This is a genomic window from Neobacillus mesonae, assembly GCF_023715155.1.
Taxonomy (GTDB): domain Bacteria; phylum Bacillota; class Bacilli; order Bacillales; family Cytobacillaceae; genus Neobacillus; species Neobacillus mesonae_A.
On sequence record NZ_JAMBNQ010000002.1, the window covers coordinates 38,870 to 64,433 of the forward strand.

Sequence of the window (25,564 nt, forward strand, 5' to 3'; positions counted from 1 at the left end):
ATTCCCCTTATTTAGGAAATTGGTTGTTAATTAGCTGAAATAGACGGAGGAATTTCCCTTATTTGATTTTAAACTGCTAAAATCGGGTGCTTTTCATTGAATAACGGAAAAAACTCCGCTTATTTTTTACTATTTAAGCTTAAATTTGCAAATAACGGGAAAACTTCCGCTTATTTTTTACTTCCAAGTGGCTGTAATCCAGCTTTTTCGAAGAGTCGGCTTATTCCTAAATAGAATAAACCACCGCTTTTCTTGGCATAACAACATAGTTTACGAAAACAGCCTAAAACAAATAACCCATTCATAAATAACTTCTACAATGATTTCTCTCTAATAAAGTTTAAGGTGTAAAGGCGCCATCTAAGAAGTATAAAAAATGAATAAATGTTATATCAAGAAAATTAAAATAGAAACAGGTAATCAGTTTAACAGTACTAAAATGTTGCGAATTTATAAATCGAGGTTCATTATAAATGATAGTAATTGTTATTTTAGTATTATTAAAAATAGCACAGGATACTAATAGATTTTTATATTTCCAACTTTACTTTAGGAGGATTTTCTATGACTCAATATTTTTCATTAACTAAAAGTTATATGAATGGTGAATGGGTTGAAGGAGAAACTGGTCGTACGTATAATGATTTAAACCCATTTGATGATAGTGTAGCAGCTAAAATTTCTATCGCCTCTAAGGCTCAATTAGAATCTGCATTTGAAGCAGCAAATAAAGCACAAAAGGAATGGGCGAAAGATCCCGGGTTAAGAAAATCCGTCATTGAAAAAGTTATCGCCTATTTCAAAGAACACCAACAAGAAATTGTTGAGGTATTAGTTACAGAATCCGGAAGCAGTGTATTAAAAAGTAATGTAGAAGTCAGCTTTTCTATCGCAGATTTAGAAGAATCACTAAAAATGATTGATCAAGTTGGCAAATCAGCCACAGTTGACTCTGTCATCCCTGGAAAAGTAAACAAAGTTTATCGCTTGCCGCTTGGCGTCATTTCGTCTATTTCTCCGTTTAACTTCCCTTTATATCTATCCATGCGTACCATTGCTCCTGCATTAGCGTTAGGGAACGCAGTTGTTCATAAAGCCGATATTCAGACAGGTATTTCAGGCGGCTCTATTATTGCTAAAGCATTTGAAGAAGCAGGTGTTCCTGCAGGTGTGTTCAATTCGATTCTTACTGATATTTCGGAAATCGGAGATACGATGATTACAAACCCGTATTCAAAATTAATCAGCTTTACAGGTTCAACTGGTGTGGGTAAACATATTGGAGAGGCTGCAGGCGGCTTGTTGAAACGCACTGCATTAGAACTTGGCGGAAATAATCCATTCGTTGTTTTAAAAGATGCAGATGTTGACCAAGCAGTTAAAGCAGCTATTATGGGGAAATACTTACACCAAGGTCAAATTTGTATGAGCATTAACCGAATCATCGTACATGAAGATCTATATGATGAGTTCGCACGTAAGTTTGTTGAACAAGCAAAACAAATTCCATATGGAAATCCAAAGGATCCTTCCACAGTCATTGGACCGCTTATTAATCATGTCCAAATGGATAAAGCATTAAGCTATATCGGAAAAGCGAAAGAGGCCGGTAATGAATTATTACTAGAAGGTAAACGTGAAGGAAACGTTCTTACACCATACATTTTTGGTAATGTTAAAAACAATAGCAGCTTAGCACAAACGGAATTATTCTCTCCTGTTGTGTCGCTGATTAAGGCACCTTCCGATCAAGAGGCGATTGAAATGGCTAATGACACTTCCTATGGTTTAAGTTCTGCCGTGTTCACCAGTGATTTAGCCCGCGGCGAGGAAGCTGCTGTACAGATTGAAGCCGGCATGACACATGTGAACGACCAAACCGTTAACTGTTTATCAAATACCCCTTTTGGCGGTATGAAAGGCAGCGGTATAGGCCGATTTGGTAATCCATGGATTGTCGATGAATTTACACAAGCAAAATGGGTATCCGTGCAGGAAAAACCAATGGACTATCCGTTCTAAAGCATCTTGATAAATGACTTTACTATAATATAAAGCACCTCCAATTTCGCTTCTCCTTCTTTTGGAGAAGCTTTTGAAAAAGGACCAAAAACTGGTCCTTTTTTTATTGAAATAGAGGATCTACGTGCATGTTCATTGTTTGTTCAAAAGTATTGTGAAAAACTTCATAAATGCATGCTATACTATCCCTGTTAACAGAAAAGAGTAGTACTATTCTCTTGTATGTGAAATGTTTCACATAATTATTGTATTCTTTAAAACCATAAGGTCTACACCTGGGAGTTGAACAACATGAATGTATGGGAGCAAGTTTATAATCCTTTGGGTAACATATGGATGTCCGCTTTAATTGCTGCCATTCCCATCATCCTTTTTATTATAATGTTGACAGTTTTTAAATTAAAAGGCTATATGGCTGGGTTCCTCAGCATCATTACGGCAGGAATTTTTGCTGTCCTTATTTATAAGATGCCGGCTGTTTTCGTCTTGATGTCAGCTGGATATGGAGTCTTAGCTGGCATATGGCCGGCAGCCTCCATCGTATTTGCTGCTATTTTCTTATATAAAATGACCGTAAAAACAGGGAAATTTAAAGTCATTGAAAATAGTATCTCGTTTATTACGGCAGATCAGAGACTGCAGGTTCTTATTGTGGCCTTTTCATTTGGCGCCTTTTTAGAAGGAGCTGCAGGATTTGGGGCACCTGTCGCTATAACGGCAGCCATATTAGTAGGACTTGGATTTCAGCCATTACAAGCAGCCAGCCTTTGTTTGATTGCCAACATTGCCGGCGGGGCATATGGGGCAATGGGGATTCCAGTAACGGTCCCCGCACTGCTTACCGGTTTGGATGGTCTTGAGATTGGGAGATATACAGCATTGGTTCTTCCAATCATAAGTATTATCATTGCCTTTTTACTCATATTTATTGTTGACGGGGTAAGGGGGATAAAGCAGACTTTCCCTGCTATCTTGGTCAGCGGTGCTTCCTTTGGACTTACACAGGCACTTGTTTTAACTTTCTTAGGTCCAGAGCTGGCAGATATTTTTGCTGCCATTGTCAGCTTAATAGCACTAGCTTTATTTTCACAAGTATGGAAACCAAAGGAGGTCTACCGTGTAAATAAAGAAAAAACAATAGAAAGACAGGCTGCCTATTCTTTGGGAAAAATTGCTTTTGCTTGGCTGCCATTTGCCTTTCTAACGATAAGTGTTACATTGTTTAATCTATCTTTTTTCAAAAATTTATTTTCGACTGGCGGGCCTTTAGAAAAATTAGTGTTCATGTTTCCCATTTCAGGGTTAAACAATTTGGTGATTAAGCACGCACCCATTGCACCGGAACAAACACCAATGGCTGCTGTATTTAAATTAGACCTATTTTCATCTACGACAACAGCCATTGTGATTACCATTATTGTTGCTGGTATTCTTTATCACTGTAATGGAAAAATGATGCGGGATATTGCAAAAGAAACGGCTAAAGAATTAATTTCACCTGTTTTAACCATTTGCAGTGTTCTTGCGTTTGCTTATATTTGCACCTATTCTGGTATGTCATCAACACTTGGTTTGGCATTTGCTTCAACAGGTGAAGTTTTTCCTGTATTCTCACCAGTATTAGGCTGGTTAGGTGTCTTTTTAACGGGTTCTGTTGTGAATAGTGGGTCTTTATTTGCTCCACTTCAATCAGTCACTGCTTCACAAATTGGCATCGCACCTGAAACCATGGTTGCTGTCAATGTAATGGGCGGGACAATGGCAAAAATGATCTCGCCGCAATCCATTGCTGTTGCTGCCGCAGCAGTGGGACTGGCTGGTAAAGATAGTGATTTATTTAAGGTAACCATTAAATATAGTTTAGGATTACTAATTGTTATTGGACTCATTAGCTGGATCATATTTTAATTTTTTAAATGAATGGAGAGTGATCATCATGGATAACGAAAAAGTAAATCGTGTTGTATTAATTGGAACAGGTGCTGTTGGCTGCAGTTATGCCTATTCACTTATTAACCAGGGAGGAGTTACGGAGGAACTAGTGTTAATTGATGTAAATGAAGCAAGGGCTGAGGGTGAAGCCATGGACCTTAACCATGGAGTGCCGTTTGCCCCTTCACCAATGAAGGTTTGGAGCGGAACTTATCAAGATTGTGCCAGCGCTGACTTAGTAGTAATTACAGCAGGGCTGCCGCAGAAACCAGGCGAAACCCGTTTGCAATTAGTAGAAAAGAATACAAAGATCCTTAAACAAATTGTAAGAAGTATTATGGAAACAGGCTTTAATGGAATATTCTTAGTGGCGTCCAATCCAGTGGATATCTTGACCTATGTAACTTGGAAGGAATCAGGGCTGCCAAGGGAGCGTGTCATTGGTTCTGGAACCGTATTAGACTCTGCACGTTTAAGATTTGCCTTAGGGAAGTATGTTAATGTCGATCCGAGAAATGTCCATGCAGTGATTATGGGAGAGCATGGAGATACCGAATTTCCTGTTTGGAGCCATGCCATGATTGGTATCGAACATCTCGGTGCAGTATTGGAACGGAAGGGTGATGTGAAAAAGGAATGTTTAGAAGAAATTTTTGTAAATGTCCGTGATGCTGCCTACCATATCATCGAGAGAAAAGGAGCAACCTATTATGGAATAGGAATGTCTCTGGTACGAATTACAAAGGCAATTCTTAATAATGAAAACAGTATTCTGACTGTATCTGCTTATTTAAATGGTGAATATGGGCAAAATGATGTGTTTATTGGGGTGCCGGCTAAAATTAACCGTTCTGGTATTCAAGAAATCATTGAAGTTGAACTTAGTGAAAAGGAACGGGAACAATTTAATTATTCTGTTTCCGTGCTAAGAGAAACGATGAAACCTGTAATGGATATCTGAGGCTGGATTGAAAGAAAGACCCTGGAAGCTGCACTCTTCCAGGGTCTTCATTGTAAAAGTATCTTTTTAACGTCGTCTATTTCACTACTTTAATATAAAAATAAATATCCTGCCCAACCTTTTTCGGCTCTGCTAGAAGCTGATAGCCATGTTTAACGGCTTCTTCCGGAACACTTCGAAAGGATTGCGGACAGTCTGCGATAACTTGTAGAATTTCTCCGATTTTCATATTCTTTAGCGCATCCAGCGCATAAATGACAGGGTATGGTCATGGCTCACCGCGAATGTCTAAGGTGTAGTTGACATCCATTATTTGGGACATGCATTATACCTCCTTTGTAACGTGAGTAATTTGTTCCATTTTTTGATGTTGAATCCCCGTACCATAACGGAACCGTTTTTCCCACCAATTTGATAGTAATAGCAAGGCAGCAAGCATAGCCAGTGTTCCAAACAGGGCTCCCATAGGTCCCCATTGTTCCATTAAGTTCACTTTTGGCCAATTTTCCACAAGAGCATGATAGATGCCGAGGTGATCCCAGCTATAAGCAAGTACAGTAGCTCCGATGATATTACCGGCACCTACCACCCAGAATAATAATTGGCCTTCCATTGCGCGATACATCATGCCAGTCTCACAGCCGCCGGCAAGAACAATGCCAAACCCAAAAAGAAGGCCGCCTATTGCCGTGTTAGGAGCAGCTACTTTAATAAGAGCAATAGAGCCGTTTTGGATATAGAAAAATGTTACTACCACACTGATAATCATTCCAACCGCAATGGCTTTGGACATGACAGCGCGGCCGCTGACCCATAAATCACGGAATGCAGAGGTAAAACAAATCTGTCCGCGTTCAATAAGGATTCCAAATAACGCTCCGGCTATACAGGCCACTCCAAGCAGTGATTTACCTGCAGCGAAAAAGTAAACAATAATAGCAAGATATAGGCAGGCAAAAATGAGTCCTAGGATTGGCTGAATATTTCTTTTTTGCGCATGCTGGGTGACAACCGGGTTCATGGAACCTTTCGTTAAGGCCGGCTTGCCCCGCCACCATTTGGTATTCACGACCTTAACACCGAAGTAAGTACCGACAGCAGTGGTTACCATAAAGATCCAAGAGTGAAATGAAAACTGAGGCACCCCTGTAAAAAAGGCCGCCAAATTACATCCAAGGGCAAGGCGCGCACCAAAACCTGCGATAATTCCGCCAATAAAACCTTGAATTAGCCGGCGCTTTTGTTTCGGTACCCGGATTTTAAAGCTATTGCTCAGTAAAATCGTAATGAGTGCGCCAGCCAGCATTCCAATGACAATCCAGCCATCTGTCCGGCTGATAGGAGACCCCTCAAGACCCACCAGCTTAAAATAAGCCCATTGGGATACATCGACTCCAAACCATTCTAGTATGTGTCCGCCTAATCTGGTGAATTCACCGGTAACTGCCCAAACCGTACCAGTGATTCCGAAGTATAAGGCACTGACAAGTCCTGCAATCCCAACTGCCACATAGGGATTCCAATATTCCTTGAAGACTTTTTGATATAGATTCATTTTAACTCCCCCTTTGTTTTTACAAAACGGATCGGAACGGATTTTTAGAGTGTTGATGATAAGAGCCATCCCGATAGATTTGTCCAAAGATACGTAAAAACACAAAAAATGCCCAGAGTGTCCCAGGCATTTAAAAAGTTCAATTTACTTACTAATGTAACGCTTATACAACCTTATAGCAATTTGAATTATCGATAAGTTGGATTAAAATCCATCGTTATATCAAATGAATACGGGTTCATAAAGAAATAATAAATCGGAAAACGAGATAATAGTTTGTAGTTTGTAAGGCTTCTCTATTTCCATTCCGTGTGAAACAGAAAGGCGTCTCACTTCATTGATACTTAAAAGGTTCAATTTTATAATAAAAGTGGTTGATTAATATAGAATCGGGTGTGGAATGAGTATGGAAATTTTAAAAAATGACTGGGCTCCATTACTTGAGGGGGAGTTCAATAAACCGTATTATCAACATTTGAGGAAGTTTTTAGCACAGGAATATCAATCAAGAACAGTTTATCCTGATATGTATGATATATATAATGCCCTGCATTTTACTTCCTTTACTGATACGAAGGTGGTTATTATTGGCCAAGATCCTTATCATGGTCCAGGGCAGGCTCACGGATTAAGTTTTTCAGTTCAGCCGGGGGTAAGAATTCCTCCATCATTGCAAAATATCTATAAGGAACTTCAAACTGATTTGGGCTGTTTCATTCCCAATAATGGCTGCCTTGTTAAGTGGGCAAAGCAGGGAGTATTAATGCTAAATGCAGTCTTAACCGTGCGGGCAGGGACTCCGAATTCACATAAGGGACTTGGCTGGGAGCAATTTACGGATAAGGTAATCGAAACATTAAATCAAAGGGAGAAACCGGTTGTGTTTATCCTGTGGGGGAATTTCGCGCAGCAAAAGCAGCAATTCATTACCTCATCGCGGCATTTTATTATAAAGTCCCCTCACCCTAGTCCATTTTCGGCTAATAGAGGTTTCTTTGGGAGCAGGCCGTTTTCAAGGACAAATGCCATTTTGCGGGAAAATGGGATGCAGGAGATTGATTGGCAAATACCTAATCTCTAGTTGCGATGCTTATTGAAGGATAGGAAGGTATGTTTTTCTATCATTCAACTAAGATGAATTTTTAATAGAAATATAGCGTTGTTTCGGTCAATTAGTCGCTTTTTAGTAGAAAATAAATACTATTCTACTGTTCATTTCGACAACCTCCTTCTTTATACCTAAATATAATGAATGGTAGTTAAAAATATTTATTTATGAGGGAGAGAACAAGTTGAAAAGGATTATAAAACTGCTGCCGTTACTAGTAATTATCAGTTTATTCTTTGCAACATCAGGATTTGCTAAGAGTGAGAATGCTCAAAAGTCACTCGTTTCATTGGGAGACTCTATCCCATTTGGGTATGGTCTTTTTAAAAACACCAGTGCACCATCAAAAGAGGCCTTTCCGTATTTAATGGGGGAAGCGGCCGATTTGCGTGTTCGGAACCTTGCTGTACCAGGATGGAAAACATCTGACTTGGTAAATGCCTTGAAAAATGATCAAAAGTTCAGACAAGCAGTAAACAAGGCAGATTATATTACATTGAATATTGGGAGCAATGATTTGCTGAAGCCTTTAAGTGATGCTATGAATAGCGGGGTAGACCTGTCAGACCCGCAGGCATTAATGAATTTACTGGGGCCGTCTATTAAAAGTCTTCAGAATAATATTCCTATCATCATCCAAGAAATATATTCGCTAAATCCAGATGTAAAAGTAGTGGTATACAATTTATATAATCCATTTCCCAACCTGTCAGCCGGCACCCAGCTCCTTCAGGGGATCATCAATCCAAACTTGGAGCTATTACAACTGCATTTTCCGAATTTAGTCATTGCTCATGCATACGTAATTGGATTGGACCCTGTGACGAACCTTATACCAGGAGATGTTCATCCATCTATTACCGGTCAAAAACTTCTGGCTGAGATAGGTTTGAAGTCTTTAGGGTTAAATTAAATATAAGCTTTCAAGGCTGTTGTATATACTCAACAGCCTTGAATCATGCTATACATTAGAAAGATTGCTGCGGCTTTATTTATCCAGCTTAGTCTACTACCTTTAATGAAATTTTCATTCCTTCGTGATCCTCTGCGGCACCACAAACGGTAGAGCATTTTAATACATATTCTCCCGTTTTATCTGCTGTAAATTCAGCGGGTTTGTCGGTTGTCAGGTCAATTCCCAGTTCATCATTATGAATGGTATGAACGCCTTCTTTGTTTACTAAATTCAGTTTAACTTTCTCTCCTTTTTTCACAACCATCTCTTTATCTGAAGAGAAATTCCAGTTCTTCGCAGTGATCGTGAACTCTTGAGCACCTGCATTTGTATCAGTTGAAGTTTCAACAGCCTGATCCTGTTTGGCAGATGTTTGTTCATCCCCTCCGCCGCATGCGGCAAGGCCCAGTGCTAAGGCACCTGTTAATAAAAATAGTCCAATCATCCTCATGTTATGTACTCCCCTTTATATGGAATATAACTAAACAACGGTGGGGGGTTAAAGTCCACCCTGTTTAGCCAATTTAATTTTAAGGGGCTGATTCATTTATTTCCTTGATTTAAATCAATTTAATGTAAAACAAGGAGAAAGCCGTACGAATTGGATGAGTCCCCAAGCCATGCAGGGTCTATCTTCGCTTTAGACAAGAAATTGCGTTCTATTCAGCTCTTCTAATTTCGCAGCGATGGCAGTTACCATCTCTTTCGTTACTGTAGTAAGGTAAGACTTTAAAACGGTATTAATCAGCGGTCCTGCTGCACCTCCTGCAGTAAGCTCAAGAGATCCTGTTATTCTTGTTTTATTTTGATCGATTGATTCTGCAAGGAAATAACCCCTGCCAAAAAGTTTTTCATTGACCCCTTTTAAGTCAAAAGTAATCTTTGTCGGTTCAACCCACTCCTTAATGTTGACCATCAGACTGATTTTTTTCTTTATAAATCCGATGCTGCTATAAAACTCCCAGATAGACTGCCGGTTGGTAAACTTCCGGTGTTGAATATAACCAGGAATAAGCGGAGCCCAGTTATCCATATTTTTAACAAAGTCCCAAACCTGTTGGATGGGTAAATCGACTTCAACTTGATACATAGCGCTTGGCATTTATTACCCTTCTTTCTGCTGCAATAGTTTAACTGTCATACATGTATATGTTGAAAAAGCCAAATGGAGATTTGTCCTTGAGCACGGGTGAGGGATTACGATTGTTTTGAATGTGATCTGATTTTAATAGGATACGGAAAAAATGGGTGGAGAGAAGCCAGGCAGAACATTTTAATTTATGACGTGCTCTTCCCGGCTAACTTTTTTAATCCTGAAGAGGGGTGTCTGTCTTAAAAGGGAAGACCTTGACCAAAGTCAAGGTTTATTTTTAGTAAATTTAGCCAAGCCCATTTTCTAGAAATGGTTTAGATGATTTGTTTGAGGAAATGCCATACTTATAGATGTATAAAAAATACGCTAGGATAAAAAGGAAAACCGCTTTGCCAGAATGCAAAGCGGTTTTAATATGAAAATCCTATGGTAATGAGTTACCATAGGATGGGTTTTCAATTGATAGATTATTAATTTCTAATGAGATAGTCAAATGCACCTAATGATGCAGTTGCTCCGGATCCCATTGAAATGATGATCTGATTATAGGCACTGTCCGTACAATCGCCTGCAGCAAATACACCAGGGATGCTGGTTGCACCACGCTTATCAACGATAATCTCGCCGATACGGTTGCGCTCAAGTGTTCCTTCGAGCCATTCAGTATTTGGTACAAGACCAATCTGAACAAATACACCCTGTAATTCGATATGATGTTCTTCACCTGTTGCACGGTCAATGTAGGTAATACCGTCCACTTTATCAGTACCGGTAATTTCCTTAGTCTGTGCATTTTTGATGATGGTTGTATTTGGAAGACTGTTAAGGCGGTCTTGCAGCACAGAGTCAGCTTTTAGCTCAGGTGCAAATTCAATAACCGTTACATGCTTCACAATACCTGCAAGGTCAATTGCTGCTTCAATTCCGGAGTTACCGCCGCCGATGACAGCAACGTCTTTTCCTTCAAACAATGGACCATCACAGTGAGGGCAGTAGGCTACGCCTTTATTTTTTAACTCTGCCTCACCTGGGACGTTCACATTACGCCAGCGGGCACCAGTAGAAAGAATAACTGTTTTGCTCTTTAGAACAGCGCCGTTTTCCAATTCTACTTCAATAAGGTCTTTCTTTTCCAAGCGCTTAGCACGCTGGGAATTCATAATATCTACGTTATATTGTTTGACATGTTCTTCAAGGCCTGCAGCAAGCTTAGGACCCTCTGTGTATTTCACACTGATAAAGTTTTCAATACCAAGGGTATCCATAATCTGGCCGCCAAAACGTTCAGCCACAACACCTGTACGGATACCTTTACGTGCTGCATAGATTGCTGCACTGGCTCCGGCAGGGCCGCCGCCGACTACAAGCACATCAAATGGCTCCTTATCAGAGAACTCTGAAGGATCTTGTGTGCTTCCCAATTTTGCAAGAATATCTTCAAGAGACATACGGCCGCTGCCAAAGGATTCTCCGTTTAGGAAAACTGCTGGAACCGCCATGATGCCTTTTGATTCCACTTCATCTTTGAAAGACGCACCATCAATCATCGTATGAGAGATGCCGGGATTAAGGACACTCATAATATTTAGTGCCTGTACCACATCAGGACAGTTATGACAAGTTAAGCTTACATATGTTTCAAAGTGATATTCACCCTTAATGTTTTTAACTTGATCAATGACTGCCTGGTTTACCTTTGGAGCTCTTCCGCTGACCTGCAGTAATGCTAGGACAAGGGAAGTGAACTCATGTCCAAGGGGGATACCGGAAAAAATAATTCCGGTATCTTCTCCGATGCGGTTTACACTAAAGCTGGGTGTTCTCTCCAATGTTGTTTTCTCAACTTTAATTTTAGATGACATGGCTGCAAGTTCATCAACTAAAGACAGCATATCATTTGATAATTGATCACTGTCTGCACTTACTTTAAGTACGATATCGTTTTCTAATAATTGAAGATATTGTTCGAGCTGCGCTTTAATATCCGCATCTAATATCATTTAGAACACCTCTTAAATTTTTCCGACAAGGTCAAGGCTTGGCTTAAGTGTTGCAGCGCCTTCTTTCCATTTTGCAGGACAAACTTCACCTGGGTTGTTACGCACATATTGTGCTGCTTTGATTTTATCAATTAATTGACTTGCGTCACGGCCAATACCGTCTGCATTGATTTCAACAGCTTGGATCACTCCGTCTGGATCAATGATAAATGTGCCGCGGTCAGCAGCGCCTTCGCCCTCTCTTAAAACTTCAAAGTTGCTTGAAAGAACGTGTGCAGGGTCACCGATCATGCCATAAGTAACTTTGCCAATTGCATCTGAAGTTTCGTGCCATGCTTTGTGTGTGAAGTGTGAGTCTCTAGAAACAGAGAATACTTCTACACCAAGTTCTTGAAGTTTTGGATATTGATCTTGAAGATCCTCAAGTTCTGTTGGACATACGAAAGTAAAGTCTGCTGGGTAGAAGCAAACGACAGTCCAATGACCTTTGAAATCTTGTTCTGTTACTTCGATAAATTCTCCATTTTTGAAAGCTTGCGCTGTGAATGGCAGTACTTCTTTTCCAATTAAAGACATAATAAATTCCTCCTAAAAAAATTTTTAACCATAGATAGCTTGTCCTTTTTGTTGGATTTTAACTATCTATAATTATTTCTTATTTATATTAATTATTATATAGTGATTATTATTTTTGTCAACTGAAAAGCATGAAATGCAGGAATTAATTTAATTTAAAAGTCTGCTGTTATTCTTTAATCTCTTAAGGCGGTTTCCATTTCAATATTTATTTTAACGGATTTACACTATTCTGACGGTGTAATTGAGAATAACTGTAGTAAATGAAAAGACACAGGGGGTAATGACACCCCCTCAAAATATTTAGTCAACTTTAGCGTATTCCTCTATTTGTTTCTGTAAAACTACTATATAATTCATCATTGCGATTCTTACAATAGAAGGATAGTATCGATTGTTCAGTTCTTGTTCACATTCTTCTAAATCCATCTTCTTAATGGCGATTATTTTATTTAATTCTTCTATACCCATCGATACCACCTCGGCTTTAACCTGTTCTTTTCTGCATCAATCCAACTCAATCTCTTCACTCTCCCAAGCTATCTTTTATAGATTTAGGATAGACAAAACTTCCATAGTTTATACAATCGTTTCGGCTTTGAAAAACTTTTAATATAGGAAGAAACCCATCTTATTGTGGTACAAATGGACTTCTTTTTTGGGGGGCTGTGTTAAAATATACCTATAAAAAGGAGGTAGGCAGCTTGACAGTTTTAGTAGACAAAAAGCTTTCTGAACGCTTTGAAGTGGCGTTTAACCAGATTCATAGCTGGCTGCAAAAGAATGTACGGAATGCTCGATCTGATAAATTTACGGATTTGCTTAAGATTGGCTTTCCGTCTTTTTCTATTATTCGGAAGTATTATCATGATTTAAAGATGTATGGGCGGCTGAGAAATTCCATTGTTCATGATAAGGTGGAATTGGGCTTTTATATTGCGGAGCCGCATGAAAGTGTAGTGGATAAAATTGAGAAAATTGCTGCACAGCTGACCCATCCGAAAGCAGCTGTATCCATCGCAACGAAACCGGTTATTTACTTTCATGAAAATACAAAATTAAGTGAGGTATTGACTGCTATTCAGCAGCATGCTTATTCTGTCTTTCCCATCTATGATACAGAAGGATATAAGTGGCTTTTAACATCAGAGAACATTATTCAATGGTTTGCAAAAAATATGATTGGTACCAGTATTCAGATAAATGAGGTAGAGATTAAGGATTTATTCCCTTTGGGAAAATCCTATCTAGTGGAATTTGCTCCAAAAGAGGCTGGGATGTTTGAAATCGAGGAATATTTTGAGAACTATCATTTAAAAGGGAAAAAGCTTGAAGCAGTGATTATAACTGAAACAGGCCTTAAAACGCAAAAACCAATAGGAATCGTAACCTCATGGGATCTTGTGGAAATTGATGTTCTGGACTAGCTTCTTATTCGTGGAAAATGAATAATAGAGATAAGAAACAATCATGTATGTGCAGGGTTGTTTTGATCGTGTCATGGCTGGTCTAGGTGTTTCGGCTTTCATGGGTGTTATATTGAATTTTTATTTTATCCTGTTTATCATAGGTTTGTAACATGAAATAGTTGATTAATATTCAAATATCAAGAGATCCATTATTCTTTTATAAAGTTTCTTTTGAAAGGAAAGGAAGTAAGGGGAAACGTTGAAATCATATAATAGATGGATGGGCCTTCTATTGGTGCTGCTTGTTTTTGGGCTGGCCGGCTGCGGCAAAGAAGAGACCGTAACAAATGTAGGAAAGCTGCATTTTGAAAATCCTTTAAAAATTCCACAGCTTCTGGAACCGGTCACTGCTTCAGATGGTGTAAAACACTTCAAATTAACCATGCAAACAGGAAAGACAGAGTTTTTATCTGGGAAGACGGCTGATACATGGGGGATTAATGGTTCCTATCTCGGCCCCTCCATTCGGGTCTCAAACGGGGACAAAGTGGCTTTTGATGTTGTTAATCATTTGCCTGGTATTTCCACTTTGCATTGGCATGGAATGAAGCTGCCTGCCGTTATGGACGGCGGCCCGCATCAGATGATTAAAGCGGGGGATACTTGGAAGCCGCATTGGACCATTAATCAGCCGGCTGCAACCCTATGGTACCATCCCCACATCCAGGGGAAAACCGCACAACACGTGTACCGTGGACTTGCCGGCATGATTATGATTGAGGATCAGGATTCACAGAAACTGCCTTCTAAGTATGGAGTCGACGATATCCCGCTGATTGTACAAGATAAATTGTTTACTAGTGACGGACAGCTATCGGAGAAGGATGACACAACCTTTGGTACACTTGGCAATGAAATTCTGATTAATGGAACATATGACCCCTATCTAAAGGTAACAGCCAGCCGAGTTCGTTTCAGGCTGCTAAATGCTTCAAATGCAAGAGCCTATTATTTTGGGTTTTCGGACGACAGGTCCTATAAACTGGTAGCGAATGATGCCGGACTCTTGCAAAAACCAGTTAAATTAAATAGAGTCAAGCTCAGCCCTGGAGAACGGGCGGAGATTGTGGTGGAGTTTAAGCCTGGTGAGGAGACCATTCTTCATAGTTACAGCAGCGGCTCTGGTATTGAAAATGGTGAATTTGATTTGTTAAAAATTAAAACAGCTTCAAAATTAACAGGGTCTGCCCCAATACCTGAGCAGCTTTCCTCTGTGCCTCCAATTGAAGTGCCAAAGGATGCCAGGGTCCGCCAGTTTAAAATGACGATGGAGTCTAAGATTAACGATAAAAAAATGGACATGGAGCGAATTGATGAGGTTGTTCCAGCAGGCACAAAGGAAATATGGGAAGTCGATAATTTTGGCTGGTCTCATAACTTTCATATCCATGATGCAGCTTTTCGCGTTTTGGACGTAAATGGCAAGAAACCTCCAGAATATGAAAGAGGCAGAAAAGATACTGTATTTATCCCGAATGGGTCAACGGTAAGACTAGCAGTCGAGTTTGGGGATTATCCCGATCCAGATTCCCCGTATATGTATCACTGTCATATATTAAAGCATGAAGATGACGGTATGATGGGACAGTTCTTATTAGTCAAACCTGGGACAGAATCACAGATACCTAAGAAACTTCAGAAAGACAGTAGTGAATCTCATAAACAAGCCCATCCTGAATAAAATAATTCCGGGAACCAGAGTATGTACATGAAAGGTACAAGTTCTGGTTCCTTTTCTATCCTTTTTTCCCCTCCTCCCTAATAATCTCATACGCTCAGCAGCTGGCTGCGCAAAAGGCATTCTGCTGCTAAAAGGAACCTTCCTATGTTTCATCTAAGAAACCGGCCTTTCTCAGCCTGTCTTCCACTTCTTTCAAGGCGGCTTCACTGGCAGAAGTCAGGGTATGCAGATGGCGGCCGCAGGTTAATTCAGATAAATAGGATGCCTTTGAACGGGCGATTCTTTCAATAAATTGTTTGACTTCCTTCCGGGTCGAAACCATGATGGACGCAGCCAAGTGTCCAAATACTGGATGTTCTACTTGAACGTCCCTGATGGTTACGCCATGGTCAACCATTAAATTTAATTCCCGCTCCACATCTTCTGGTAAATGGCGGCAGGCAATGGTTTTTTTGAAAATAGGGGCCGTATCTGTCTGATTTAGATAAATATAACCTTTACTCGTAGCCATAATGGGTTCATTCTTTGCTTTTAACAATGCAATATCCCCGACAATCGCTTGTCTTGAGACATTGGCCTTATCGGCTAATTCACTTCCGGTAATGGGATGGTCTGTTTCCTTTAGCATCTGTAAAAGCTGTAACCGTCTCTCTTCTCCAGTTAATTTTTTCTGTGTGATCATGGAAACACCCCTAATCAGATTCAATCAATCTCTTAAACTTTCCAAAATTGGATGTTTATTTTCATTAGTTTTTACTATACCTATGGATTTTTGTATAAAAAAGTCTTGTATTTAGTTTAATTATATGTAAATATAGGTGTCAAGACAGTTGTTAACAATGGGGGCATCTAGTATGAAAGTGAATGATGTTTTAATTATTGGCAGCGGGGTTGCCGCTTTACAACTGGCCGCTTTAATTGATCAGGACAAGAATGTGATGATTCTCACAAAGTCACAGATAAAGAATACTAATTCTTATATGGCGCAAGGTGGGATTGCGGCTTCCATTGGTGTCTGTGATCATCCTTCAAAGCATTTGGCTGATACGCTTGAAGCGGGCAGATTTCATAATAATGAAGAAGCTGTTCGTGAAATAGTAAGCGAGGCTCCATTGCTTATTCAGGACATTGTGAAACAAGGGGATATTTTTGATAAGGATCAAAAGGGGGATTTACTTCTTGGGCTTGAAGGTGCACATAGTGAGAAAAGAATTGTGCACAGCGGCGGCGATGCAACAGGAAAAAACGTGATAGAATACTTGATTAGCAAATTAACGAAAAATATAAAGCTAAAAGAGAATTATTTTGCTTATGAATTAATCATGGACCATATGGAGGAACGGTGTATTGGTGTAAAAGCAAAAGACCAAGAGGGTGCCATCCACTGCTTTTATGGTCATTATGTTATTTTAGCGACTGGCGGCTGCAATCAGCTGTACCGGTATTCCTCTGGTGCCCAGACTGTTACGGGTGATGGAATTGCTTTAGCGTATATGGCTGGTGCGGAAATTGCCGATATGGAATTTATTCAGTTTCACCCGACGCTTCTGTATAAGGATGGGGTAACGAAAGGCTTGATTTCAGAAGCGGTTAGAGGTGAAGGAGCTGTTTTGATAACGGAGGATGGGACATCGATTATGGAGGGGGTTCATCCTTTAAAGGACCTTGCCCCAAGACACGTCGTTTCCCAAACTATTTTCAGCTATCTCGAAAAGGGACAAGCTGTATTTTTAGATATTTGTTCCATTCCAGAATTTAAAAAGAGATTCCCTACCATTTCAGCTATTTGTGAAAAGAATGGCATTGATTTATCGGAAGGGAGAATTCCAGTTGTTCCGGGAAGTCATTTTTTAATGGGAGGAATTAAAACAGATTTGGTTGGACGTACTTCTATTAAGGGCCTGTTTGCCATTGGGGAGGCTGCCTGCACAGGATTTCACGGTGCGAACCGTCTGGCAAGCAATTCTCTTCTAGAAGGCCTTTATCAAGGAAAGAAATTATCTCAATTGATTCATTCAAATGAAGATTGCTTTCATATTCCAGTTTTCTCTGAACCGGTTCCGCCGGCTGCGGAAAGGAAGGCAGACCTTCCGGATATCCAAATCCTAAAGGATTTGATGATGAAAAGAGTCGGTATTGTCCGCTGTAAAGAGCTTCTAGAACAACAGAGAGATTGGCTTCTTGAATGGAATGTAACTGATTTTGCCGACCTTGATTCCTATTCCGTTGAGGACCTGACTGCCATTTTTATGTATATCAATGCCTATCTGATGACAGATTCAGCATTACGGCGGACAGAAAGCCGCGGCGGTCATTATAGAAGTGATTATCCAAATGAAAGTGACAATTGGTGCAAGAAAACAATTATTCATAAGCATAAAGGGGATGTGGTCATTCATCATGAACAAGTTGAAACTGAAATCTTTGCTTGAGCAATTTTTTATCGAGGATATTGGGGAACAGGATGTGACTACAGATTTGATTTTTCCAAAAGAGACAGAGGGAAAAATCATCTTTTTGGCAAAAGCTGACGGAGTCTTTTGCGGGGAGGATATTATAATGGCGGGATTTGAACTCTTGAATCCTCAAATAGAGGTAGAGCTTCTAGTCCGCGATGGATATCCAATTGAGTCAGGGCAGCAATTAGCAGCTGTTAAGGGCAAAATTTCGGATTTATTAAAAGGTGAAAGGGTTATTCTTAATTTGGTTCAGCGCATGAGCGGCATTGCCACATTAACCCGTACAGCAGTACAGACGCTGGAAAGTGCTCATACAAGAATTTGCGATACACGAAAAACAACACCCGGCCTTCGTATGCTTGAAAAATATGCTGTCCGCTGCGGCGGCGGTTTTAATCATCGCCTTGGGTTATATGACGGGGTAATGATTAAAGATAATCATATTTCATTTGCCGGCTCTATTAAAAGTGCCGTGGATTTAGTGCGTAAGAGCGCAGGTCATATGGTCAAAGTTGAAGTAGAAACAGAGTCTAAGGAGCAAGTGGCAGAAGCTGTTGAAGCTGGCGCTGATATTATCATGTTTGATAACCGCACTCCTGATGAGATTAGGGAACTGATCAGGCTGGTGCCAGACCATATTATTACGGAAGCATCGGGCGGGATACAATTAGACAATTTGGCAGGCTTCCGTGATACAGGTGTTGATTATATCTCTCTTGGCTTTTTAACACATTCGTACAAAGCACTTGATATAAGTGTCAAGGTGCTGCCAGATTAAATCGAACGATAAATCAAACTTTAAACAGCAGGGGACTGATTGCCTGTTCATACGGAATAAAGAATAAAGATGATGAGAATCATTGGGGGGAGTTTTTAACATGGCCGTTACTGAAATGCAAAGCCGTTTAGTCGAAGAAATTCAAGAGTGGAAGAAGAAACGCAATGCTGTTTTGCTTGCTCATAATTATGAACTGCCGGAAATACAGGATATTGCAGATGTCTTAGGAGATTCCCTTGCTCTTGCACGTGCGGCAGTGAATACGGATGCAGAGGTTATTGTATTTTGCGGGGTTCACTTCATGGCGGAAACAGCAGCTATCTTGAATCCGGAGAAAACTGTACTGCTTCCAGACCTTGAGGCCGGCTGTTCTTTAGCTGATTCCATTACGGTGGAACAGCTTCGGGAGTGGAAGGCAGAACATCCAGGGGCAGTTGTTGTTGCCTATGTCAATACAACAGCTGAGGTGAAGGCGGAAAGTGATTATTGCTGTACCTCTTCTAATGCAGTGGATATTGTCCGCTCCATTCCGGAAGAGAAAGAGGTCCTATTTTTGCCTGATATGTTCCTTGGCTCATTTGTAAAACGTGAAACAGGCCGTGAGAACATGCATATTTGGATGGGTGAGTGCCATGTCCATGCCGGGATTCAGCCATACCAGGTAGAGGATGTATTTACACAGCATCCCGATGCTGAGCTTCTTGTGCATCCAGAATGCGGCTGTTCTACTTCCAGCATGTATTTAATGTCTGAAGGAGTGCTTCCAGAGGAGAAAACCCATATTCTATCAACAGGTAACATGTTAAAGCATTCAAAAGCATCAAAGGCGGATGAATTCATTGTCGCAACAGAGGTAGGAATTATTCATCAGATGGAAAAGCAGAACCCGAAAAAACGATTTGTCGCGGCTAATCCAGATGCTGTCTGCCCATTTATGAAAATGATTACGCTTGAAAAAGTACTGGATGCTTTAAAGCAAAATAACTATGTGATTACAGTCCCGAAAGAAACAGCTGAGAAGGCTAAGCTTGCAATTGATCGTATGATTTCAGTTGGATAAAAAATAAAAACAATAAACCTTGGCGATTCTTTGGACCATCGACCGTGGGTTATATGAAAGACGTACTGGTTCTTTTAACGTCAGTATGATTTTCTTAGGCATTTGCATGGTCATCGGTGCATTGATTATTATCTTCTTAGTAAAACAATCAGGAAAGGCACTAGATAATAAGAATTCTGGAAATCGTAAAATGGATAGAGCAAGTTAAAAATTGAATTTCTATCTAACCCAGCGGTTACGTTATTCCGCTGGGTTTTTTATCCGGGTTCGGTTTTGATTTGCCACACTTTCCTGTTTAAATTGAAGGAATGAGTAATTTATATCCTAAAAAAAGGGAAGGATTCACAATGAATCCTTCCCTTTATATCTTAAGCTAGTCTCATTTTAAAATCCTGGTAGCCAAACCGGTGGACGATTTGGCAATCACCGTCTTTATCCTGTACAGCAATGGCAGGAAGCGCCATACCATTAAAAGTAGTATTTTTCACCATTGTATAGATGGCCATGTCGCCGAAGACTAACCGGTCACCGCTTTTTAGCGGCTTGTCAAAAGAATAGTCTCCAATGACATCACCGGTAAGACAGGTTTGTCCGCCAAGACGATAGGTATAAGGCTTTTCTCCGGCTTCTCCTGAATTAAAAAGAGGAGGGCGGTAAGGCATCTCTAACACGTCAGGCATATGACAAGATGCAGAAGTATCGAGAATGGCAATGTCCATGCCGTTTTGGTGAGTATCAAGCACAGTTGTCACCAAATAACCAGCATTTAGTGCAACGGCTTCACCAGGTTCAAGATAGACCTCTAAGCCGTACTTTTCCTGCATTCTCTTAATGCAGGCTTCAAGCTGCGGGATATCATAATCTTCTCTAGTAATATGATGGCCGCCGCCAAAATTAATCCATTCCATTTTCGGGAGCCATTCACCGAACTTTTCCTCCACTGCACGAAGCGTCGTTTCCAAATCATCAGAGTTTTGCTGACAAAGGGTGTGGAAATGAAGCCCTGAAACCCCTTCAAGGAGATCGGGACGGAATTGTTCTTTAATGACACCAAATCTGGATCCTGGTGTACATGGGTCATAAATGGCATGGCCGATTTGGGTTGAGCATTCAGGATTGATGCGCAAGCCAACTTTTTTGCCGGCTTGAAGTGCTTTATCCTTAAACTTTTCAAGCTGTGAAAAGGAATTAAAAATAATGTGGTCACAAATTGAAACAATCTCATCAATTTCATCTTCACGGTAAGCAGGGGAAAAGACATGATTTTCTTTTCCCATTTCCTCGTAGCCAAGGCGTGCCTCGTACAGTCCGCTTGCCGTTGTGCCGCTTAAATATTCCCCAATGAATGGGTATAGTGAATACATAGAAAATGCTTTTTGCGCTAATACAATTTTACATCCTGTACGCTGCATCACACCGTGCAGGATGTTTAAATTTTTCTCCAAAAGACCTTTATCGACAACATAACATGGCGTTGGTAATTCCTCAAACCTCATTTTATCGTACGGGCTCCGGATCTTGGACCTTTACAGGCTCAGAGTCGACAAGCTCTGGGTTGAAGCTCTCCTGCCATGGAAGTCCCCATTTGTTCAATGCTTCCATGAATGGATCTGGATCAAACTCTTCAATATTATATACGCCCGGTTTATTCCATTTACCAGTCATAATCATCATGGCACCAATCATCGCTGGAACACCTGTTGTATAAGATACCGCTTGTGACCCCACTTCTTTATAGCACTGTTCATGATCACAAACATTGTAAACATAATAAGTTTTGTCTTTTCCGTCCTTTTTACCTCTAAAGATACAGCCAATGTTTGTTTTACCCTTTGTACGTGGTCCAAGTGATGCAGGATCTGGTAAAACAGCTTTCAAGAATTGAAGCGGAATGATTTGTTTTCCTTCAAATTCAATCGGTTCAATGGAAGTCATGCCGACATTTTCAAGACATTTTAGGTGTGTAAGATAGCTTTGGCCAAATGTCATGAAGAAACGGATGCGCTTAATGCCAGGGATGTTTAAGGCAAGTGATTCGATTTCCTCATGATGCAGTAAATACATATCCTTCTCGCCGATTTCAGGGAAGTTATAGACGCGCTTGATTTCCATTGGCTCAGTTTCAACCCATTCGCCATTCTCCCAGTAGCTGCCTTTTGCTGTTACTTCGCGGATATTGATTTCAGGATTAAAGTTTGTAGCAAATGGATAGCCATGATCGCCTGCATTACAGTCAAGAATATCGATATATTCAATTTCATCAAAGTGATGTTTAAGGGCATGGGCGGAAAATACTCCAGTTACACCTGGGTCAAAGCCGCTTCCTAATAGAGCTGTTATACCGGCTTGTTCAAAGCGTTCACGGTATTCCCATTGCCATTTGTATTCAAATTTTGCTGTATCTTCCGGCTCATAATTTGCTGTATCCATATAGTGAGTCTTTGTGGCAAGACAAGCGTCCATGATGGTTAAATCTTGATATGGCAAAGCCAGGTTCATAACAATATCTGGTTTTACTTCGTTAATTAGAGCAATTAGCTCATCCACATTGTTAGCATCTACCTGTGCGGTAGTGATTTTTGTTTTGCCGCCATCAAGCTTTGCTTTTAATTCATCACATTTTGATTTCGTCCGGCTTGCAATACAAATCTCTTCGAAAACTTCACTGTTTTGAACACATTTATGAATAGCTACAGATGCTACGCCGCCGCAGCCGATAATAAGTGCTTTTCCCATGAATATTTCCCCCCAGTTCATTTTTTACAATAAATAAAAAAAGCAAGTGTAAAACGCATACTATTCGCGCACAACACTTGCTTTCGATATAATCATCAATATTAAAAAGGCATATGAATACCATCTGCCGAATAAGTGCTTTGACATTATGGCTTTGCTCTTTAATATTCAAAATATATCTTAATAGGATCATATGATCAGAGTCTATATAGCAAATAATTTACTTTTACTACTCTTATTGACCGTTTCACAAGTTGATGTGCATATGCACTGGTTGTAAAGTAACCAACTTATAAAATTTGAGCTTTTAACTCAATCAATAAGGCAACTAAAAGTTGCCAATCGGCATTTGACCCGGCACACCGTTGCCCTTGACTCCCATTTGATTTAATGGAAGTGGTCAAAATTATCTGCTTGGAAAGACTCTTCGATATATTGAATATTAGCTTTCCAATAACGCTATTCCATAGTAGCAGTATATAAACGAAATAGCAAGAGGTGAAATACAATTTTTTTAAAATGTTTAGTGGTAATAAATGTATGATGGTAAATGGTATTCTGTTATGGACTGGTAAATTATTAGTCTTAAAAAATCGATACAAAAGAATTATTATAGATGAAGAGAACTTCAAACGAAAATAACACTTCATTAATATAGGGTGATTTGTATATGAAAAAAGTAGGACTGGTTATGAGGAAAATCCAATTTATGGAGGCTCATGGACCTCTGATTTATGCGGAGCGGTTAAAAAAATTGTGCAGGGAGTTTGGGGTGGAGATTGTCTTTATTTCACCTGAGCGGCATGTCAGCGGCTATGATCATCTGCCTGGTTATGAACATGAAAAAGGTGATTTGGTTAATTATGATATTGTATTGGACAAGATTTATGCTGAAAAAATTGACCATGTCATTTATACCGTATCAGGATTTACCTTTTTAAAAATGTTTATTAAAAACAGTGTATTATTCCCACATAGTTTTCCAGATCCCGCACTAACAGGCTATGAAATGATGAAGCCGTTTTATGGGATTGTGGACAAAGCGATTGTTCAAACGGATTTTTTAAAGCACGAATTTAAAACAAAGTTTGGTGTGGAAGATGTGACCGTTATTCCCATCGGATTTGATGAACATTTAGCAGAGAAGTATTTTGACCCTTCGCAAATTGTCGAGAACCGAGTGCTGTGGATTGGCAGAGATGAAGAAAACCGGCAGCCTGGGGTTGTCTTAGAATATGCAAGGCAAAATCCTGACAAGGAAGTATTTATGGTATTCGGCGGAGAGCGTTATCGGGAAAGTATAAAGAAATATAAGATCCCGGATAATGTAAAATTAAAGTTTGCTCTCTCGCAGGAAGAAATTTTCGCTCTTATGAATACGGCAAAGGTTTATTGGAACAGCTCTAAATTTGATACGTTTGCCATGCCGTTAACAGAAGCAATGGCGATGGGAAAAATTATTGTCAAGCCGTCCCATCCCTGCTATGACCATATCAATTCCAGACATGCCTTTTCAGGCAACGAATATAACTGGTTTGAACTTGTTAATATGGCATTGGCTGCACCAGACAAGTTTTCGCTGGACAACCGTATCTTAGCTTTTGATAAGTTCTCCAGCACGGTGATGAAGCAAGGCTATAAGGACTTCTTTGACAAGTGGCTCGGCGGAATACCCGAGGAGAATGAGCAGGCGTACAGCCTTGCAGGACAAAGCTATATCTAAAAAAGCCGGCTCAGGGGCCGGCTTTTGCCTAATGCTATAAAAATAGGAACCCTAATGAAATAACGACCCCGCTGACGACCAGGACCATGACACAAAAGCCCATAATATCCTTTGCTTTCAGTCCGGCAATGGCCAATGCAGGAAGCACCCAGAACGGCTGAATCATGTTTGTCCAGGCATCCCCCCAGGCAACAGCCATCGCGGTTTTTGGCACGGAAGCACCAATAGCCTTTGCCGCGTCAAGCATGATTGGAGCTTGAACAGCCCATTGCCCGCCTCCGGAAGGGACGAAGATATTCACTAAACCAGCACTCCAGAATGTAAATAGGTAGAAGGTGAAATCATTTGCAATGGACAGGAATCCGTTTGAAATAACCGCTGCTAAGCCGGAAGACACCATCATTCCCATAATTCCTGCATAAAATGGGAACTGAATAATAATCCCGCTTGCCCCTTTTACTGCATTTACAACGGCATCAAGAAACTGCCTTGGCGTACCGTGGAATAAGATTCCTAAAAATAAGAATAGGAAGTTAACGATATCGAGATTTAGCTTAAATCCATTTGTGGCAAAATACCAAAATAAAAAGATCAGTCCTAAAATACCCGTAAGGAGAGAAAGGATTTTACTATTTTCCAGGCGTTCTGCCGGAGTGAGTTTCTCTTCAATTACTGGTTCTGCAGCATCATCATTTTTAAGCAATTTAGGGTCAATCACTACCGTCTCTTCTTTGGAAGGCATCATAAGACGGTTTAATATTGGAAGGACAACAACTAGAGCAATAACAATAATGAGGTTAAATGGTGCAAAAATGGTTTCGCTAGTAGGGATAACGCCAATCAATTTTTCTGAAAAATGCCCAGGAGTGGCAATGGTTAATGGAATGGAGCCGGAAAAACCGCCATGCCAAATAAGGAACCCAGAGTAGGCGCTCGCAATTAACAGCCGGTAATCAACATTTTGAACCTTTCTCGCTAATTCTTTGGCAAAAAGAGCACCAATGACTAACCCAAAACCCCAGTTGATCCAGGTAGCAATAAGGGAGACCAATGTGACACTGATGATGGCGTGACCGGGTGTTTTTGAAAGACCGGCAAGGGACCCTAATCCCTTTTTAAAAGGTTTGCTGCTAGCCAGAACATGCCCAGTCACAAGCACAAGGACCATTTGCATGGAGAAGGTTAAAAGACTCCAGAAGCCTGTTCCCCAATGCTGAACCATTTGATATGGCCCGCTATCTGTCAAAAGCATTCCTAGAATATAGACAACAAAAGTTAAAATGATAACAAATAGGAAGGGGTCCGGCAAATAGCGCTGCATTACCCTGTTAAAGAACGAAACAAGAGCTTTCATTGCACATCTTTCCTCCTTATATGTTTTTTTAGTTCAAGTAATTATATGCTAGGGATAGGGATTATTTTCCTACTTTAAAAATAAAGATGACAGCAAGTAAAA

The 25,564-nt window shown here is 40.2% G+C and carries 23 protein-coding genes; 12 read left to right on the forward strand and 11 right to left on the reverse strand.

The genetic code is table 11. The annotated features are described in order from the left end of the window. The first annotated feature begins 564 nt into the window (after nucleotides 1-564). From M3183_RS03045 to M3183_RS03055, 3 genes are all read left to right on the forward strand, one after another. Nucleotides 565-2,022, forward strand: coding sequence for an aldehyde dehydrogenase family protein (locus tag M3183_RS03045; RefSeq protein WP_251466361.1), 1,458 nt, complete (start codon nucleotides 565-567; stop codon nucleotides 2,020-2,022). A 291-nt stretch (nucleotides 2,023-2,313) separates the two neighbouring features. Continuing rightward, the gene (locus tag M3183_RS03050; RefSeq protein ID WP_251466363.1) at nucleotides 2,314-3,930 is read left to right on the forward strand and encodes a lactate permease LctP family transporter; all 1,617 of its coding nucleotides are present in this window, start codon (nucleotides 2,314-2,316) and stop codon (nucleotides 3,928-3,930) included. Nucleotides 3,931-3,958: 28 nt separating this feature from the next. Next, complete coding sequence (locus M3183_RS03055; RefSeq protein ID WP_251466365.1) at nucleotides 3,959-4,915, forward strand: L-lactate dehydrogenase; 957 nt, start codon at nucleotides 3,959-3,961, stop codon at nucleotides 4,913-4,915. Between the two features lie 76 nt (nucleotides 4,916-4,991). Here M3183_RS03055 and M3183_RS03060 read toward each other — a convergent pair whose 3' ends face one another. Further along, entirely contained in the window at nucleotides 4,992-5,171 is a 180-nt protein-coding gene (locus tag M3183_RS03060) for a sulfurtransferase TusA family protein (RefSeq protein WP_311315347.1), read from the reverse strand. 69 nt (nucleotides 5,172-5,240) lie between these two features. Beyond that, nucleotides 5,241-6,539 carry a selenium metabolism membrane protein YedE/FdhT gene (yedE, locus tag M3183_RS03065; protein ID WP_285878578.1) on the reverse strand — a complete coding sequence of 433 codons (1,299 nt, stop codon included), beginning with the start codon at nucleotides 6,537-6,539 and terminating at the stop codon, nucleotides 5,241-5,243. A gap of 337 nt (nucleotides 6,540-6,876) precedes the next feature. Between yedE and M3183_RS03070 the strand changes: the two genes are divergently transcribed. After that, nucleotides 6,877-7,551, forward strand: a complete 675-nt coding sequence (locus tag M3183_RS03070) for a uracil-DNA glycosylase (RefSeq protein WP_251466371.1) — start codon at nucleotides 6,877-6,879, stop codon at nucleotides 7,549-7,551. Between the two features lie 211 nt (nucleotides 7,552-7,762). Beyond that, on the forward strand, nucleotides 7,763-8,491 hold the full coding sequence (locus M3183_RS03075; protein WP_251466373.1) for an SGNH/GDSL hydrolase family protein: 729 nt from the start codon (nucleotides 7,763-7,765) through the stop codon (nucleotides 8,489-8,491). 88 nt (nucleotides 8,492-8,579) lie between these two features. On the opposite strand, the gene M3183_RS03080 is transcribed toward M3183_RS03075, so the two are convergent. The 5 genes from M3183_RS03080 to M3183_RS03100 all read right to left on the reverse strand — a co-directional run bounded on the left by M3183_RS03080 (nucleotide 8,580) and on the right by M3183_RS03100 (nucleotide 12,673). Then, a complete protein-coding gene (locus M3183_RS03080) occupies nucleotides 8,580-8,984 on the reverse strand; it encodes a cytochrome c oxidase subunit II (protein WP_251466375.1) in 405 nt (134 codons plus the stop codon). A gap of 189 nt (nucleotides 8,985-9,173) precedes the next feature. Continuing rightward, nucleotides 9,174-9,635: a CoxG family protein gene (locus M3183_RS03085; protein ID WP_251466377.1), complete on the reverse strand. Its 462-nt coding sequence runs from the start codon at nucleotides 9,633-9,635 to the stop codon at nucleotides 9,174-9,176. A gap of 461 nt (nucleotides 9,636-10,096) precedes the next feature. Next, nucleotides 10,097-11,626, reverse strand: a complete 1,530-nt coding sequence (gene ahpF / locus M3183_RS03090) for an alkyl hydroperoxide reductase subunit F (protein WP_251466379.1) — start codon at nucleotides 11,624-11,626, stop codon at nucleotides 10,097-10,099. A 12-nt stretch (nucleotides 11,627-11,638) separates the two neighbouring features. Continuing rightward, the gene (gene ahpC, locus M3183_RS03095) at nucleotides 11,639-12,202 is read right to left on the reverse strand and encodes an alkyl hydroperoxide reductase subunit C (protein WP_251466381.1); all 564 of its coding nucleotides are present in this window, start codon (nucleotides 12,200-12,202) and stop codon (nucleotides 11,639-11,641) included. A 303-nt stretch (nucleotides 12,203-12,505) separates the two neighbouring features. After that, entirely contained in the window at nucleotides 12,506-12,673 is a 168-nt protein-coding gene (locus M3183_RS03100) for a hypothetical protein (protein ID WP_251466383.1), read from the reverse strand. A gap of 233 nt (nucleotides 12,674-12,906) precedes the next feature. Here M3183_RS03100 and M3183_RS03105 point away from each other — a divergent pair, with 233 nt between their 5' ends. Then, nucleotides 12,907-13,629 (forward strand): CBS domain-containing protein, encoded by a 723-nt coding sequence (locus M3183_RS03105; RefSeq protein WP_251466385.1) that lies wholly within the window; start codon nucleotides 12,907-12,909, stop codon nucleotides 13,627-13,629. 241 nt (nucleotides 13,630-13,870) lie between these two features. After that, nucleotides 13,871-15,352 (forward strand): multicopper oxidase family protein, encoded by a 1,482-nt coding sequence (locus M3183_RS03110; RefSeq protein WP_251466387.1) that lies wholly within the window; start codon nucleotides 13,871-13,873, stop codon nucleotides 15,350-15,352. A gap of 142 nt (nucleotides 15,353-15,494) precedes the next feature. Here M3183_RS03110 and M3183_RS03115 read toward each other — a convergent pair whose 3' ends face one another. Then, the gene (locus M3183_RS03115) at nucleotides 15,495-16,034 is read right to left on the reverse strand and encodes a transcription repressor NadR (RefSeq protein ID WP_251466389.1); all 540 of its coding nucleotides are present in this window, start codon (nucleotides 16,032-16,034) and stop codon (nucleotides 15,495-15,497) included. Nucleotides 16,035-16,206: 172 nt separating this feature from the next. On the opposite strand from M3183_RS03115, the gene nadB reads away from it, so the two are divergent. The 4 genes from nadB (at nucleotide 16,207) to M3183_RS03135 (ending at nucleotide 19,857) form a co-directional block, all read left to right on the forward strand. Next, complete coding sequence (gene nadB / locus M3183_RS03120) at nucleotides 16,207-17,784, forward strand: L-aspartate oxidase (RefSeq protein ID WP_251466390.1); 1,578 nt, start codon at nucleotides 16,207-16,209, stop codon at nucleotides 17,782-17,784. After that, a complete protein-coding gene (gene nadC / locus M3183_RS03125) occupies nucleotides 17,753-18,589 on the forward strand; it encodes a carboxylating nicotinate-nucleotide diphosphorylase (protein WP_251466391.1) in 837 nt (278 codons plus the stop codon). Before nadB ends, nadC begins: the two co-directional genes overlap by 32 nt. 100 nt (nucleotides 18,590-18,689) lie before the next feature. After that, entirely contained in the window at nucleotides 18,690-19,649 is a 960-nt protein-coding gene (gene nadA, locus M3183_RS03130) for a quinolinate synthase NadA (RefSeq protein WP_251466392.1), read from the forward strand. A 19-nt stretch (nucleotides 19,650-19,668) separates the two neighbouring features. Beyond that, nucleotides 19,669-19,857, forward strand: a complete 189-nt coding sequence (locus M3183_RS03135) for a hypothetical protein (RefSeq protein WP_311315343.1) — start codon at nucleotides 19,669-19,671, stop codon at nucleotides 19,855-19,857. A 160-nt stretch (nucleotides 19,858-20,017) separates the two neighbouring features. Here the strand turns inward: M3183_RS03135 and nspC are convergent, their stop codons facing one another. After that, nucleotides 20,018-21,145 carry a carboxynorspermidine decarboxylase gene (gene nspC / locus M3183_RS03140; RefSeq protein WP_251466393.1) on the reverse strand — a complete coding sequence of 376 codons (1,128 nt, stop codon included), beginning with the start codon at nucleotides 21,143-21,145 and terminating at the stop codon, nucleotides 20,018-20,020. Nucleotide 21,146: 1 nt separating this feature from the next. Beyond that, nucleotides 21,147-22,385, reverse strand: coding sequence for a saccharopine dehydrogenase family protein (locus M3183_RS03145; protein ID WP_251466394.1), 1,239 nt, complete (start codon nucleotides 22,383-22,385; stop codon nucleotides 21,147-21,149). Between the two features lie 670 nt (nucleotides 22,386-23,055). Here M3183_RS03145 and M3183_RS03150 point away from each other — a divergent pair. Continuing rightward, nucleotides 23,056-24,108 (forward strand): glycosyltransferase, encoded by a 1,053-nt coding sequence (locus M3183_RS03150; protein WP_251466395.1) that lies wholly within the window; start codon nucleotides 23,056-23,058, stop codon nucleotides 24,106-24,108. A gap of 34 nt (nucleotides 24,109-24,142) precedes the next feature. On the opposite strand, the gene M3183_RS03155 is transcribed toward M3183_RS03150, so the two are convergent. Next, on the reverse strand, nucleotides 24,143-25,462 hold the full coding sequence (locus tag M3183_RS03155) for a short-chain fatty acid transporter (protein WP_251466396.1): 1,320 nt from the start codon (nucleotides 25,460-25,462) through the stop codon (nucleotides 24,143-24,145). Nucleotides 25,463-25,564: the final 102 nt, after the last annotated feature.

Excerpts from the sequence above, each read along its gene's own strand:
- M3183_RS03045 (WP_251466361.1), top strand. The coding sequence starts at position 565 with ATGACTCAATATTTTTCATTAACTAAAAGTTATATGAATGGTGAATGG.
- M3183_RS03050 (WP_251466363.1), top strand. The coding sequence starts at position 2,314 with ATGAATGTATGGGAGCAAGTTTATAATCCTTTGGGTAACATATGGATG.
- M3183_RS03055 (WP_251466365.1), top strand. The coding sequence starts at position 3,959 with ATGGATAACGAAAAAGTAAATCGTGTTGTATTAATTGGAACAGGTGCT.
- yedE (WP_285878578.1), bottom strand. The coding sequence starts at position 6,539 with ATGGCTCTTATCATCAACACTCTAAAAATCCGTTCCGATCCGTTTTGT.
- M3183_RS03070 (WP_251466371.1), top strand. The coding sequence starts at position 6,877 with ATGGAAATTTTAAAAAATGACTGGGCTCCATTACTTGAGGGGGAGTTC.
- M3183_RS03080 (WP_251466375.1), bottom strand. The coding sequence starts at position 8,984 with ATGAGGATGATTGGACTATTTTTATTAACAGGTGCCTTAGCACTGGGC.
- M3183_RS03085 (WP_251466377.1), bottom strand. The coding sequence starts at position 9,635 with ATGCCAAGCGCTATGTATCAAGTTGAAGTCGATTTACCCATCCAACAG.
- ahpF (WP_251466379.1), bottom strand. The coding sequence starts at position 11,626 with ATGATATTAGATGCGGATATTAAAGCGCAGCTCGAACAATATCTTCAA.
- ahpC (WP_251466381.1), bottom strand. The coding sequence starts at position 12,202 with ATGTCTTTAATTGGAAAAGAAGTACTGCCATTCACAGCGCAAGCTTTC.
- M3183_RS03100 (WP_251466383.1), bottom strand. The coding sequence starts at position 12,673 with ATGGGTATAGAAGAATTAAATAAAATAATCGCCATTAAGAAGATGGAT.
- M3183_RS03115 (WP_251466389.1), bottom strand. The coding sequence starts at position 16,034 with ATGATCACACAGAAAAAATTAACTGGAGAAGAGAGACGGTTACAGCTT.
- nadB (WP_251466390.1), top strand. The coding sequence starts at position 16,207 with ATGAAAGTGAATGATGTTTTAATTATTGGCAGCGGGGTTGCCGCTTTA.
- nadC (WP_251466391.1), top strand. The coding sequence starts at position 17,753 with ATGAACAAGTTGAAACTGAAATCTTTGCTTGAGCAATTTTTTATCGAG.
- nadA (WP_251466392.1), top strand. The coding sequence starts at position 18,690 with ATGGCCGTTACTGAAATGCAAAGCCGTTTAGTCGAAGAAATTCAAGAG.
- nspC (WP_251466393.1), bottom strand. The coding sequence starts at position 21,145 with ATGAGGTTTGAGGAATTACCAACGCCATGTTATGTTGTCGATAAAGGT.
- M3183_RS03145 (WP_251466394.1), bottom strand. The coding sequence starts at position 22,385 with ATGGGAAAAGCACTTATTATCGGCTGCGGCGGCGTAGCATCTGTAGCT.
- M3183_RS03150 (WP_251466395.1), top strand. The coding sequence starts at position 23,056 with ATGAAAAAAGTAGGACTGGTTATGAGGAAAATCCAATTTATGGAGGCT.
- M3183_RS03155 (WP_251466396.1), bottom strand. The coding sequence starts at position 25,462 with ATGAAAGCTCTTGTTTCGTTCTTTAACAGGGTAATGCAGCGCTATTTG.